We start from the raw sequence: 13,701 nt of genomic DNA on the forward strand, positions 1-13,701 counted from the left end.
GGAATCATGCGTGTCTTCGGAGAAATCTACGTTCCTATGGCTTTGTCGGGTGATAATATGATAGACAGAGTTTCGCATCATATTTTTTTGATTTTGTGGAATTTAATGATAGAAATATTCAGACAGGCGGATGGTTCGCATCCGCCTTGTATGATTTGAAAATAACAGAGCCCTAAAGGGCAGAAAATTGCTTGGAGAGACGGTGAGTATAAGATTATAATCCGTATTCCCGATACAGAGATTCCAGCAGATGTACGTCAGAAGCAGCTTTTACGATCTGATCGTTCTTTCCATCATCTGCCAGAAGGAGAATTAACCGGCTGTAACGGCTCTGTTCTTTGCTCTTTCCTTCAGCAAGGCCCTCAGCAAGGCCTTTGGCAAGGCTTTCAGCAGCAGCTTCTTTCTCGGCACTTTTGATCAGCTCATCTAACAACATATACTTTACCCCCATTTCCCGATTCTTTTTCAATTCTTTGATCTTATTATGGATTTTATGAACAGTTTCACTTTGAGTCTTCGCTGCACATTGATCTGTGCTGTTCTCTACATACTCCAGAAATGCAGCCAATTCTTCTGAGATATCTTCAGGATTGTTCCCTTTTGTGCTGAAAAAGATTTTCTGTGTCTCGTCTCCAAGTGCCATATCTGTTTCCAGACAGCGGTTTTCAAAGGTATACCTGTACAGACCCTTGCCAAAAGGGTCAAACGTGCAGATGAAAATAATGTAATTGGGCTTCAGATCGTTGTAAGTTTCCCCGGGTTTCAGGGAGGTTACATCCAATTCACTCTGATAGTATCTTGACCTTTTCGGTAAATTGTTCTCATTTTTATTCTGCATTTCCAGGTTATACCCCACCTTTATCTTGTCGCTGGCATAGATATCCAGCCGGACGCTTTTGAAATCAGAGGTGAGCAGAATACTGTGTTCCGCATGTACGGTTATATTGTTAATCGGATATCCTAAAAACAATTCTAATATCAGCCGGCATGTCTCCGGATCTTCCAGTGCAGCAGAAAACAAAAATGCATCCTGTAAATTTAACTGTTCAAATTTCTTCCTTGCCATATGGTATCCTCCCGGAAAATATGACACGAAAGCAATCTGTCTGTGTGTATATTATAACGGATATAAAGCAAATTTACAATTACTTAAAGCGTTAAAATTATATAATTTTGCAAAATATAAATATATAAAATATAAAATTAAAATAAAAATAACGGTTCAGCAGGTCTGCGCCTTTTCTGTTCGGCCCATCCGTTCCCGATATTTTTAAAATGATTTGTTTTTTTCTGTCTTTCAATCGTTATATACTATAGATACCATACAGCAGAAAGGAAAATCCCATGTCCGAAAAGAAAATTCTGAAGAACATCCGAAGCGGCCGGCAGGATTCCTTGGAAATCCTCATAAAAGAATATTACCGGGATATCTATGCGTACTGTTACTGCCGCGTGGAGGACAGACAGACGGCTCAGGACTTGACCCAGGATGTCTTTCTGCGGTTTCTGCAGAATCTGGACAGCTATGAGCATACCGGGAAGCTGAAAAATTATCTCTATGTGACAGCCGGCAATCTGATAAAAGACCATTATAAAAAAAGAAAGGAAGTCCTTTTGGAGGAGGAAGATATGCAGCAGACTGCAGGCGGTTTTTCTTCCGGAACTGAGAATATCAGTGACAGGCTTACGCTGCAGGAAATCATCCGCGGACTTCCGGAACCGGAGAAAGAGCTGATACTTCTTCGCTATTATCAGAATCTGCGGCTGTCTGAGATCGCCGGGATTGTCTCTATGCCTGTATCCACAGTCCGTTACAGGCTGAAGCTGGCAGAAAAATATATTAAAACCAGGTGGGAGGAGTGATGACGTGAAGGACAGAAAACTGAGTAAGAAAATCAGGGAGATACCCATACCGGACTATGAGGAGGATGCCTTTTTGCGGACGCTCTCGGCTGCCAAAGAAGCAGACCTTCACCCGGAGAGGAAGCGCGTGACAAAAGCGGAATTTTTTGCAGGACAGGTTCACTTTATCAGTAAAAGAGTCTGGGCACTGAAACTGCTTCTCACAGGGCTTCTGCTTCTGGGAATCCTGGAGACAGAACTGCGGTTTGACAGCAGTGCCTGGCCGCTCATATCCGTGACAGCCCCCATATTATGTCTGGTAAATGTCAATGAACTGTGCCATATCTGCAGGCCCGGCATGCGGGAAATCCTGCAGACAGCCAGATATTCTTTGAGGGAACAGCTCCTGGTGCGCCTGCTGCTCTTCGGCGGTCTGGACGGGGCAGTGTGCCTGGCAGGCGCCTTTCTCGCAAGCGGTGTAACAGCGGGACTTTTTTGGCAGGCCATTTTATATTTTGCGGCGCCTTTCAGTGTTATGTGCGCAGGATGCATGGCAGTGCTGGGACGGTGCAGGGATGAAAATGCGCTTTGGTACTGCACGGCATGGGGAGGCTTCCTGGTTGTTGTAATAAATATGCTGCGGTCAACTTCCATTCCGGTCTATGAGACAGACCGGGTTTTTGCCTGGGGTATCACAGCAGCTCTGGGTATGGCGGTCACAATACGGGAAATCAACAGGCTTTTGAAATATATGGGAGGAAATTATCATGAAATTAACTATGGAACGGCTGACAAAACAATTTAAAAATAAAATCGCAGTGGACAGGGTGAATATGGAGCTGGAGGAAGGCATATACGGCTTTCTGGGAGCCAACGGTGCGGGTAAGACAACACTTATGCAGATGCTGTGCGGCATTGTGACACCTACATCCGGGGAAGTCAGGCTGGATGGGCGCAATAATATAGAGATGGGGGAGGACTACCGGGATTTACTGGGGTACCTTCCCCAGGAATTTGGTTATTCCCCCAGTTTTACGGCCCGGGATTTTATGCTCTATATTGCAGCAGTGAAGGGACTTTTGCCGTCCTATGCAAAGAAAAGGACAAAAGAACTTCTGGAGCTGACCCATCTTTCCGGGGATGCAGACAGGAAAATCCGTACATTTTCCGGCGGTATGAAGCAGAGACTTGGTGTTGCGCAGGCCCTTCTCAATGATCCCAGGATACTGATTCTGGATGAGCCCACCGCGGGACTGGACCCTAAGGAAAGGGCATATTTCAGGAATATGATCTCCGGTCTTTCAAAGGACCGGATCGTTATTCTGTCTACGCATATCGTTTCGGACGTGGAATATATAGCGGATAAGATCCTGATTATGAAAAAAGGCAGATTTATCATGAACGGTACCGTGACGGAACTGACGGAGACCATCAGCGGAGAGGTATGGGAGTGCGAGACCACGGAGAGGGAACTGGAAAATCTGGACCGCAGTATCTGTGTGGTAAATTCTCATCACCAGGGGAAACAGATCCGCCTGCGCGCTGTCAGTCCGACAAAGCCAATGGAAGCAGCAGTGAGGGCAGAACCGAATCTGGAGGATCTGTACCTGAGTGTATTTTACGATGAGGTGGATGAGAGGAGGAGATGGTAGATGAAGCGTCTGGTGAGATATGAATGGAAAAAAATATGGGGAAGCAGACTGAACCAGCTTACCGTACTGGGCTGCTGCCTGTTCCTGCTGTTTTGCGTCTATTCTGTTATTGTGCAGACCTATGCAGTAGATGAAAAGGGAAACAGTGTTTCCGGAATGGAGGCAGTGAAGACAATGAAAGAGCTGCCCACTGTGCAGGTTACCCAGGAAAATGTGGAGCAGTTTATGCAGAAGTATCTGGACTGCACGGAGGATCCCCAGACGAATTCCCGTAAGGAGGAGACCGATTTTCTAAATGAGGAGGTGTACGGGACACTTTACAGAAGAAACCGGGATTTTTTTTCTCTTCTGATGACAAATTATCAGGGCAGCAGCAGAGAATTGAACATGAAAGAAGTATTTCAGAGGAACATGGGAAAAGACTTCTACAAGAGCCGGAGTGAGCAGCTTGCCATAGAACTGGATGGCTTTGTAAAGACGGGCATGATAAAGGAAAACCAGAAAGATTACTGGCTGGAAAAGGATGCGGAGGTCAAAGATTTAAAGCTAGGTAACTTTCAATTCTGGAAAAGCATGATAAATTCCGCCGGCTGGATCATACTGATCATGCCGCTTATCTGTGTTGGAATCGCCCCGCTTTTTGCAGGGGAATACCAGACCGGCGCAGATTCCCTGCTGCTTACCATGCGCTATGGGAAGAGCAGGCTGGTAAGGGCAAAAATACTCTCCGCAGTTCTCTATGCAACGGCAGTATACTGGGGAATCGTACTGGCTTATGCAGGCATTTACCTGATGATATTCGGCCCTCAGGGAGGAAACTTGCCCATACAGGCGTATGACACTGCAAATCCAATCAGCTATTCCCTGACCATGTGGCAGGCTGTACTGCTGGTTGTGCTGCTGGGCTATGGGGCCGTGCTGTGCATGACTGCTGTTACTCTGCTGCTCTCTGCTGTTTTTAAGAACAGCTATGGTGTCATTATCACTGATTTTCTGCTGGTCCTGATACCAAGCTTTCTCTATGAAAGCGCAGGGGGATACCTCTGGAAGCATGTTCTGGCACTGCTGCCGTCTAAAATAACAGAATTTCGTTTTACAGATTATCTGGCATATAACGTACCCGGAAGGGTGATCGGTCTGCCGGCCATGCTGTTTGTGGTGGATGTGCTCTGTATTGCAGGATTTATCCTTGCATCGGGATATGCCTTTAAGCATCATCAGGTGAATAAATAGAAAAACCCCGGATTTTTTATGTGTATTTATAGAAAATTTAAAATTACATTCTATCCTGAATATAAGAAAAAGCCTGAAAACAAACAGATATCTGCAGGCGATTTTTCAATAGAAAGGATGGAAGCACATGAAAGAATATATTTTGAGAACAGAGAATCTGAGTAAATCATTCAAGGGGCACAAGGCGGTGAACAAAGTTTCCCTTGCCATAGAGGAGGGATGCATCTACGGCCTTCTCGGTCCAAACGGCGCAGGAAAATCCACGATGCTGAAAATGATCACAGGAATGCTGAGACCAACAGGAGGAAAAATTTATTTTGGAGATCATGAGTGGTGCAGAAAAGATTTAAACCAGATCGGCGCATTGATCGAAAATCCTCCTATTTATGAAAATCTCACAGCAGAGGAAAACCTGAGGGTACATACTCTGCAGCTGGGACTTCCGGACGAGAGGATCCGTCAGGTCCTGGATACGGTGGATTTGAAAAATACGGGAAAAAAGAAAGCCGGACAGTTTTCTTATGGAATGAAACAGCGTCTGGGGATTGCCGCAGCGCTCCTTGGAAAGCCCAGGCTTCTGATCCTGGATGAACCCACCAACGGACTGGACCCCATCGGAATCCAGGAACTCAGAAACCTGATCCGGTGGTTCCCCGAGCAGGGGATAACGGTGATCCTCTCCAGCCATATCCTGAGTGAAGTGCAGCAGACTGCAGACCGCATCGGTATCATAGCAGGCGGCGTGCTGGGATATGAGGGGGATGTCGCCCGGGAAGAAGATCTGGAAGAGCTGTTTATGGATGTGGTGAGAAGGAACGGGAGGGATTAAGATGAAGCGGATGATTCAGGCAGAATTACTGAAAATGCGGCACTCCACAATGGGAAAAATGACCTGGCTGGTGCCGGTGGCTGCGGTAGTGCTGGGATACCTCATAAGCCAGGTGGGGCTTTATGCGCAGCAGTTTACTTATAACATATGGTATGGGACATTTTATCCTTGTCTGGTGCCTCTTATATGTGCCATGAACATGCGCTGTGAAATCAGGCTCCACTACCAGACCATGCTGGCCTCCCCGGTATTCGGTGCCGGGCAGTGGGCAGCGAAATGTGCGGCAGTGGCCCTGCGGCTGCTGTTTTCCCAGGTGATTTTCTGGGCACTGATGAGCTTGCTGGGAATAGTTTTTATTTCCTCTGTTCCGGCTGTCGCAGGCGGAGCGGGGATGCTGGTTGTGTGGGCGGTAAGTTTATGGCAGATTCCCCTTTATCTGATGTTGTCCGCTAAGCTGGGGATGATTCCCACTGTCATGCTGGGGCTTCTGGCTGCTTTTTTCAGCTTTTCCGTGGTGGAAAAAGGTTCCTTCTTCCTTTTTCCCTTCTCCATTGCAGACCGGCTGATGTGCCCGATACTGCAAATCCGTCCGAACGGGCTTCTGTTGGAACAGGGGGACACTCTTTTGAGTGCGTCTGTGTTCATTCCGGGGATGGGTATGGTAATCATTTTGCTGGCAGCAGCCGCATTTGGGAGCATAAAATGGTGGATGAGACGGGAGGCAGTGTGAAATGACAGAATTTTACAGGTTTATAAAAAGTAAGGGATACAGAATGCGGCACTCGCTCTTTTTCCCTGTCCATATTCTGATTCCGTTGGCGGGAATCTTTTTATATCTGGCATATATGGGGCTTCGGCAGGCAGGCGTGTGGGAGCATTTGACAACGTATGTGACACTTCTGGCAATGGCCTACCCTGCTATAGCCGGAATCGTAACGGCAATGCTCACGGACCGGGAGGCAAAAGCGGGAAAAATGCAGAACCTGCTGGCAGTACCCGGCCGCACAAAAGCCCTGGCGGCGGAACTGATGCTTTTATATCTGCCGGGTCTTCTTGCTGTGGGGATTGCGATGTTTGGTTTTGGAGCTGCACTTGTTTTAAAAGGGGAAAAAGGAGTGGGGTTAGGAGTTCTTTTCCTTTTGGTTTTGGTACTCTGGGCATCCAATCTGCCGGTCTATGTCATGCATCTGTTCTTAGGCCTTCGGTTTGGTGAAGGGGTGACGATTGGTGTAGGCGTAGCAGAATCTGTCATCTCCGCAGTGATGCTCACCGGCCTTGGAGACGGTATCTGGTATGTGTGGTGGCCTTCTTACGGAATGCGGTTTTCCACCCTGCTGATTGCCCTGAGACAAGGGGCTGACCGGAGATTATGGGGCCAGATGCGCCTTGGGGGAATTTGCTATCTGACGGTATCTGTGTTATTCTTGGTCATATCATTTGTCTGGTTTCAGAGATTTGAAGGACGCAGGGAGGAGGCGTAAATATGGCATCCATTTTGGCTGTGGATGATGATATTCTGCTGCTTCAATTGATTCGGAAGATACTGGAGAGGGACGGACACCGTGTTACGGCTGTGAACGACCCTCTTGAGGTCAGAAAGCTTTCATTATCAGATTATTCTTTAATACTTCTGGACGTTATGATGCCCGGCATAGACGGCTTTTCGCTGTGCAGGGAAATCCGGGATCTGGCAGACTGCCCTATTGTTTTTCTGACTGCCAAAAGCGGGGAGGCGGATGTTCTTCTGGGGCTGGGCCTGGGCGGGGATGACTATCTGAAAAAACCTTTCGGGGCAGAGGAGATCCGCGCCAGGGTGAACGCGCACCTGAGAAGAGAGCAGAGAGAAAAAAAGAATGCTGTGGAAGTGTCCGGGTTCCGTTTTTATCTGGGAGCGAAACAGATGGAAAAGGATGGGCAGGTGCTGCCCCTTACAAAAGGGGAATATGCGATCTGCGAATACCTGGCACTGCATCACGGACAGACCTTGTCGAAGGAACAGATATATGAGGGTGTGTTTGGATACGACGCGGAGGGCGACAGCTCAGTGATCGCCATGCATGTGAAAAATATCAGGCAGAAGGCAGAAGATTTCGGAAAGATACCCATACAGACCGTATGGGGGATTGGATACACATGGAAAGAGAAAGAAGTTTAAAAGGGCTTTTTATCAAATATCTCATAAGCTGGCTGGCAGGCTCTGTTCTTCTGGCTGTCATTGGGTTTGTAATGATGTCACTGGCTATGCAGAGAGGTCTTATTTACCCGGCAAATCATGGGGATACGGAGTATGAGCAGGAGAAGGAAAATCTGAAAAACGCGGAGAAGATCCGGGCAGAGGATATTCCGCCGCTTATGGCGTATGCCCTTTTTACGGAAAATGGACAGTGGAAAGAGGGGACCATACCACAAAAAGATGCTGAGAAAGCCTGGGAGGTAAGTCACAGGGGATACACAGGATTGGGCCGTGATTTTTATCGTGTGGTAGAGCGTGACGGCGAAGTCCTGGTGCTGCGCTATACTATGAAGGCCCAGTTTACGAATCCGAAACTGCGGAAATATCTGCCCGCAGCGGAGGAGATGATATATGGGATCATATTATTGGAAATTCTGGCGTATCTGATGTTCATGGCAGTGCGTTTCGGAAAAATGCTAGAGAATAAGATGAACGGAATCCAATACGCTATAGAAAAAATAGAGCAGGAAGATCTGGAATTTCAGGTACCAGACTGCGGAGTCCGGGAGATCGACCGTATTGGAGAGGCTCTGGACCGAATGAAAGATGCCCTGAAAAAGTCACTGAAAAGCCAGTGGAAAATGGAGAAGGCAAGACAGGAGCGGATATCAGCCCTTGCCCATGACTTGAAAACCCCCATCACGATCGTGAGAGGATATAACGAACTGCTTCTGGAGGGGAATCTCCAGGGGGATGACCGCACCTGTGTGGAGGCCATTGAGGTCAGCGTCCGCCAGATGCAGGATTATGTGGAGCAGCTTTTGGATATGACCAGGGGCGGAGATATGGAGATGCCCGTAAAAACGGCCGTCCGGGCCGATACCTTCCTGGAAGATATCAGGAAAAAGGCACAGGGTCTGACATCAGAAAAACAGGCAGTTCTTATATGGGAGGCGGCAGTGCCGGAGGGAACCATTCGGGCAGACAGGCAGCGGCTTGAACGGGCACTGTTGAATATTCTCGCTAACAGCGCTGAATATGCCGGATGCGGAGGCAGGGTTTTCCTGCGCGCAGAGGTCTGTGAGGAGACGCTGCGTATTACAGTGGAGGACAGCGGGCCGGGTTTTACAAAAGAAGCGCTGCAGAAAGGGAAAGAAGAATTCTATACCGGCAGCAGCGCCAGAAGCGGGGGAAAGCATTCGGGGCTGGGGCTGTTCATTGCAGACAGAATTATAGGAGAGCATGGGGGAAGACTGGAGCTGGGAAATTCGGAAGCCCTTGGGGGAGGGCGTGTGTGTGTTTGGCTGCCGCTTTGACGATTGAATGATCGTAAAGGCGGCAGTCTTTTTCTATGGAAATAAAGGATGGTCTGCCGGTCAGCTTGGGATGGATAAGTGAAAATATTAATATCCCGCAGTATAAACTTAGTTTTTAAAATAGAATAAAAATTTTGTAAAAGTGACCAACTTTTCTCTTCCCATACGTTATTATTATTAAGAGTGATCATTCTGAAGCAAAAACAGAAGGGAGGACATGGGGTGGAAAACAAAAGAGAAAAGCAGTCAGACGCTGAACTTCTGGAATACATATTTATGAAATACAGAAACGGCATGTATGCCGTGGCCTTCTCTATCCTGCACGACCAATACCAGGCGGAGGACGCTGTGGGGGATGCCTGTGAAAAGTTCATACCATATTTGGGAAAATGCAGGGAAATGGAGGAACGGAAGATAAAGACCCTGCTGACAAGGTTTGTAAAAAATGCAGCCATAGACATATACAGGAAGAACAGACGGGAACAGGGCAATATATCTGTGGAGGAGCAGGAGTGGCTGACAGATGCGTACAGGCCCATAGAATCCTATATGAAAAGCCTGCAGTACAGGGAGCTGATACGGGAGATCAGGAAAATCCTGCCCGCACAGTATTGGGAAGTGGTGTGTATGAGGTATTTTGAAGGAATGCCCGTTCATGAAATAGCGCTGCGCCTGAATCTGAGTGAGGAAAACGTCTATTCCAGGCTGCGCCGCGCGAAGGAAAAGGTGAGAAAGGCATTGGGAGGTGAAATGGATGAAGGATGACCGGAAGAAAAAAACAGACCGGGATGACAGCGTGGAATCCGTATTATATCTGCTGGGACAGGCATGGGAGATGGAGCATATGGAAGAAAACAGTGGGGAGCACAAATTTTCCGATACATTTGAAACACGACAGAGGGAATTGCTGGACAGAGTAAACAAAGGAAACTACACAGCAGGAAAGAACGGGAGGAGAAAACATATGGGTAAGAAAAAGCTGATCCTATTAGCTGCGGCAGTCGTAATGCTGGCAGGACTGGCTCTCACAGCCAGCGCATCTGATTTTTTCGGACTGAAAAGTATTCTGGTGGATGATGAGATACATCCTGTGGCGGAAAAAGAATATGTCTATGAAAATGCAGAGGGCGAAGAACAGACAGGCAAAGAAAAAGAAGCTGTAAATATGGCAGCCCATGCCCTTGCCGGGAGCAATGAATATAAAGCAGCGCAGGAGTGGAGCAGCTATTTCCTGGAAAACATGAATTCAGAAGAAGAATTACAGGCCATAGCGGAGGTCAGCAAAAACGGACTGCCGCAGGAACTGGAAAAATACAGTGCATACAATGCACTCAGTCAAAGAACAGCCGATAAGATTGATGAGATAACCGGAAAATATAATCTGAAGCTGTTAAGCGAGCCGGAGACGATAGAAGGATATGACGAGATTATAAGTAAAGTTGGCATCAATGATTTTTTGCTGGATAAGGAACATTTCATCTGGGATTATGCAAGAACATTTCCGGAAGGAAACTTTAACGGAGACATTATAGTAAAATTGGAAGAGGACCAGCCAGACTATCGGTATGTAGGGGGCATGTCTGTAAACAGAAACGGAGTATTTGGAGATCTTGTTCTGAATATGGGGGAATTGTCCGATTATGAGGAATGGGAGTATACCAACAGCAATGGGGATGATGTGGAGCTTATGATCAACAATATAACAAAACACAGTTATATTTTTTATAACGGAACACAAAATTTTGTGCTGGTCAATATGTCGGATGTCCGGGAGGAAAATGTTGATATGGACACAGAAGGAAATTATATCAACACCCTTACAAACGAACCCGCCGAAGGACCTGTATCCTTGTCAAAAGAACAGCTTCAAAGTCTGGCGGATATGATCAATTTTTCAGTATTCTAGTCTAACATATCAGGCAGTTTCAAGAGCCCTTCCGGTCATACCCGGGAGGGCTTAATTTCCGCTTATCCGGTAAAAAATAGACAGGTACACTTTCGTATGGTATAGTGTTATTATATGATCTTACACGGAAATCCGATTTACTTAATGGAGGGAATATGAAAAAGAAATATCTGTTGATCAGTGCAGCGGTCTGTCTGCTGGGACCGGTACTTTTAAAAGTAAATCCATACTTTCCCCACGTACCGGAATATATGATGGTTCTTCTGACAGGACTCATGCTCGGGGCAGCGGTATTGTTTTTCCTGAAAAGCGGCGGCGGGATACTTTCAAAAATTTTAGTGACAGTTTACACTGTGCTGTTTGCCGTCGTTACGATTCAGGGTGTGTACTGCAATCCGTACTGGAACACTTATATGAACACAGAGATGGAATACGTGGATATCCTGGGACAGACACTCAGTTACAGGGAAGCCGAAAAAGATATAGACTATCTTATGCATTATCTGAAAAAAGACCATCCCATGTTCATAGACGGGGTCCCGGAAGATGTGCAGCAGGCCTGTGAAAAGGCAGTGCAGGAACTGAAAGATGAGGAAACGATCACGGGAATCATGCTGTACCGGAAAGTACAGAATATCGTTTCCGTATTGGGTGACGCGCATACTTCAGGCGGCGTAACACAGAAAATGAGGCACTACCTGAAGGATATGCATCAAAAAGAGAAAGATGGATATCAGATAACTGCGGTAAACGGCATTGGGCTGAAGGAATTATTCAGAGAAAAAGAAGACTTGTACTGTTATGAAACAGAAAGCAGGGCATTAAGCCGTATGGCCACAGACCTTATCACGTTGGAAGGTCTGGAATTTCTGGATATAGATCCGGACCAAGTGCGTTATACCTTCCGGAATGATACAGGCGAAGAGAAGGAAGCGGTATACGGAACGGCAGATTTTATTCCATACGAGGAATACGAGGCGGCTGATGTTTCAGATCAGGGCGCAGATGAAAAACCTTTTGTCTCCTATCGTATTGATGTCCCCGGAAGTCTTGCCATCCTCACCTTAAATGAATGTAAGAACAGCGAGGAATACAGAACATGCCTTCAGGAAATGTTTACGGAGGTAAAAGCTGAAAATATCCGAAATGTGGCGGTGGACTTAAGGGAAAACGGCGGCGGAAATTCCATGGTGGCAAATGAGTTCATCCGCTATCTCGATGTTGACACATATAAGACTGGAACGCATAGCTGGAGACGGGGGCCGTTTACCGTCGGCGGAGGAGACGGTGTCTGCCAAAATGACATACATAGCGACCTGGTATTTGACGGAGAGGTATTTGTACTTACATCTGCGGATACGTTCAGCTCTGCCATGCTGTTTTCAGAATTTATAAAAGACAATCATCTGGGCAGGATCATAGGCCAGCCGCCCGGAAATGCTCCCTCCGGTTATGGGGAGATCGCCATTTTCCAGCTGCCGAATTCAAAACTCTATGTCCAGATCTCAACAAAGAAGTTCATGAGAGCGGATGAGAAGACAGAAGATAAACTGGTGACCCCGGATATTCTGTGCGATGCTGACAAGGCATTGGAAACTCTCTATGGGGAAATAGGAGTTCCTTTCGGATGATGACACACAGTTGTCATGTTTCCTGTTGTAGAATACAGGTATCTTAACAGCAGAAAGGAAAAGAAAGATGATAGAGTCAAGATGCGGATTACTGTGTAAGGAATGCAGGTTTTATTTGAAACAGGAGTGCAGCGGATGCACTGCCATCGAAAATCCGTTTTGGGGTGCCTGTCCCGTCAAGGGATGTGCAGAGGGGAAAAAACTGGAGCACTGCGGCGCATGCGGGGAATTTTCCTGCGAACTGCTGAAGAGTTTTTCCTATGCAGAGGAGGAAGGAGACAACGGGCAGCGTATCGAACAGTGCAGAATATGGAGTAAAACATGAAAAATATAAGGAGTTATGAAGATTTTACGGAGGTTCTGCTGGAAGCCGGTTTTTCTATGGGCGGCGGCAGTTCAGAGGGGATTTATTCCATCATAAACTGGGAGTGGGACAAGGAACCGCCCTATGAGACGCCGGTCAGATGGCACACAGGAGACCGGGAGACAGATCCATGGGAGTGGCGCATGCGGGTCCTGGATGAGAGAGATGACATAGCCTATGCAAAGTGTTTTTTCAAAAAAAGCGGATATATCACGAGACAATGGTATCCCTGTTTTTTCGCCTGCCGCAGAGGAGGCATGGATTTTATGGATATGTATCTGGAGGGCAGGATCAGCAATGAGGCAAAACGCATTTATTCCTGCATAGAAGAACAAGGTGTGATGCCGCTGCATGAACTGAAGAAGTCAGCCGGGTTTGGAAAAGAAGACAAATCACGGTTTGACCGGGCGCTGGTGGAGCTTCAGATGAATTTCTTCCTGACGATCTGTGGGAAAAGACATAAGCTCAGCGCGGAAGGAAAGCCTTACGGCTGGGATTCCACTGCTTTTTGCAGAACGGAGGACTTCTGGGACAGCGAGGTCTTAAAACTGGCGACATCCGTTGATGTTAAAGAAGCGGAGGAGAGAATCAGGGAACAGGTTCTGAAACTGAACCCTCTTGCTGTGGATAAAAACATACATAAATTTATTTACGGCAGGGCAGGGAGAGTGCGCTAAGAAAGAGGCGAAAGGAGATATATAAAAGGACGGGCAGGCATATCCGCATATGCTGCCCGCCTTTTATTTTCCCCGGTC

Annotated in this window: 15 protein-coding genes; 14 read left to right on the plus strand and 1 reads right to left on the minus strand. The window is 47.1% G+C overall.

Going from position 1 to position 13,701, the window contains the following annotated elements; translation table 11 throughout:
• Positions 1-214: 214 nt before the first annotated feature.
• The gene (locus LC508_RS25605; RefSeq protein WP_103733224.1) at positions 215-1,066 is read right to left on the minus strand and encodes an Rpn family recombination-promoting nuclease/putative transposase; all 852 of its coding nucleotides are present in this window, start codon (positions 1,064-1,066) and stop codon (positions 215-217) included.
• A gap of 278 nt (positions 1,067-1,344) precedes the next feature.
• Here LC508_RS25605 and LC508_RS25610 point away from each other — a divergent pair, with 278 nt between their 5' ends.
• The 14 genes from LC508_RS25610 to LC508_RS25675 all read left to right on the plus strand — a co-directional run bounded on the left by LC508_RS25610 (position 1,345) and on the right by LC508_RS25675 (position 13,623).
• On the plus strand, positions 1,345-1,863 hold the full coding sequence (locus LC508_RS25610; RefSeq protein ID WP_033143606.1) for an RNA polymerase sigma factor: 519 nt from the start codon (positions 1,345-1,347) through the stop codon (positions 1,861-1,863).
• A gap of 4 nt (positions 1,864-1,867) precedes the next feature.
• A complete protein-coding gene (locus LC508_RS25615) occupies positions 1,868-2,647 on the plus strand; it encodes a hypothetical protein (RefSeq protein ID WP_103733052.1) in 780 nt (259 codons plus the stop codon).
• Entirely contained in the window at positions 2,610-3,494 is an 885-nt protein-coding gene (locus tag LC508_RS25620) for an ABC transporter ATP-binding protein (RefSeq protein ID WP_103733051.1), read from the plus strand. Before LC508_RS25615 ends, LC508_RS25620 begins: the two co-directional genes overlap by 38 nt.
• Complete coding sequence (locus LC508_RS25625; protein ID WP_103733050.1) at positions 3,495-4,727, plus strand: ABC transporter permease; 1,233 nt, start codon at positions 3,495-3,497, stop codon at positions 4,725-4,727.
• Positions 4,728-4,854: 127 nt separating this feature from the next.
• On the plus strand, positions 4,855-5,556 hold the full coding sequence (locus LC508_RS25630) for a lantibiotic protection ABC transporter ATP-binding protein (RefSeq protein WP_033143602.1): 702 nt from the start codon (positions 4,855-4,857) through the stop codon (positions 5,554-5,556).
• A 1-nt stretch (position 5,557) separates the two neighbouring features.
• Positions 5,558-6,286 (plus strand): lantibiotic immunity ABC transporter MutE/EpiE family permease subunit, encoded by a 729-nt coding sequence (locus LC508_RS25635; RefSeq protein WP_033143601.1) that lies wholly within the window; start codon positions 5,558-5,560, stop codon positions 6,284-6,286.
• A gap of 1 nt (position 6,287) precedes the next feature.
• The gene (locus LC508_RS25640; protein ID WP_103731039.1) at positions 6,288-7,037 is read left to right on the plus strand and encodes a lantibiotic immunity ABC transporter MutG family permease subunit; all 750 of its coding nucleotides are present in this window, start codon (positions 6,288-6,290) and stop codon (positions 7,035-7,037) included.
• A 2-nt stretch (positions 7,038-7,039) separates the two neighbouring features.
• The gene (locus LC508_RS25645; protein WP_103731038.1) at positions 7,040-7,711 is read left to right on the plus strand and encodes a response regulator transcription factor; all 672 of its coding nucleotides are present in this window, start codon (positions 7,040-7,042) and stop codon (positions 7,709-7,711) included.
• Complete coding sequence (locus tag LC508_RS25650) at positions 7,690-9,045, plus strand: sensor histidine kinase (RefSeq protein WP_158587237.1); 1,356 nt, start codon at positions 7,690-7,692, stop codon at positions 9,043-9,045. Before LC508_RS25645 ends, LC508_RS25650 begins: the two co-directional genes overlap by 22 nt.
• A gap of 222 nt (positions 9,046-9,267) precedes the next feature.
• Positions 9,268-9,810: an RNA polymerase sigma factor gene (locus tag LC508_RS25655; RefSeq protein WP_033143597.1), complete on the plus strand. Its 543-nt coding sequence runs from the start codon at positions 9,268-9,270 to the stop codon at positions 9,808-9,810.
• Positions 9,800-10,951 carry a hypothetical protein gene (locus LC508_RS25660; protein ID WP_054350914.1) on the plus strand — a complete coding sequence of 384 codons (1,152 nt, stop codon included), beginning with the start codon at positions 9,800-9,802 and terminating at the stop codon, positions 10,949-10,951. Before LC508_RS25655 ends, LC508_RS25660 begins: the two co-directional genes overlap by 11 nt.
• A gap of 155 nt (positions 10,952-11,106) precedes the next feature.
• Positions 11,107-12,582, plus strand: coding sequence for a S41 family peptidase (locus LC508_RS25665; protein ID WP_103731036.1), 1,476 nt, complete (start codon positions 11,107-11,109; stop codon positions 12,580-12,582).
• A 67-nt stretch (positions 12,583-12,649) separates the two neighbouring features.
• Positions 12,650-12,907, plus strand: a complete 258-nt coding sequence (locus LC508_RS25670; RefSeq protein ID WP_103731035.1) for a DUF3795 domain-containing protein — start codon at positions 12,650-12,652, stop codon at positions 12,905-12,907.
• Positions 12,904-13,623, plus strand: a complete 720-nt coding sequence (locus LC508_RS25675; protein ID WP_054350916.1) for an AlkZ-related protein — start codon at positions 12,904-12,906, stop codon at positions 13,621-13,623. Before LC508_RS25670 ends, LC508_RS25675 begins: the two co-directional genes overlap by 4 nt.
• Positions 13,624-13,701 lie beyond the last annotated feature (78 nt).

It is taken from the genome of Blautia parvula (genome assembly GCF_020215665.1).
GTDB lineage: Bacteria > Bacillota > Clostridia > Lachnospirales > Lachnospiraceae > Blautia > Blautia celeris.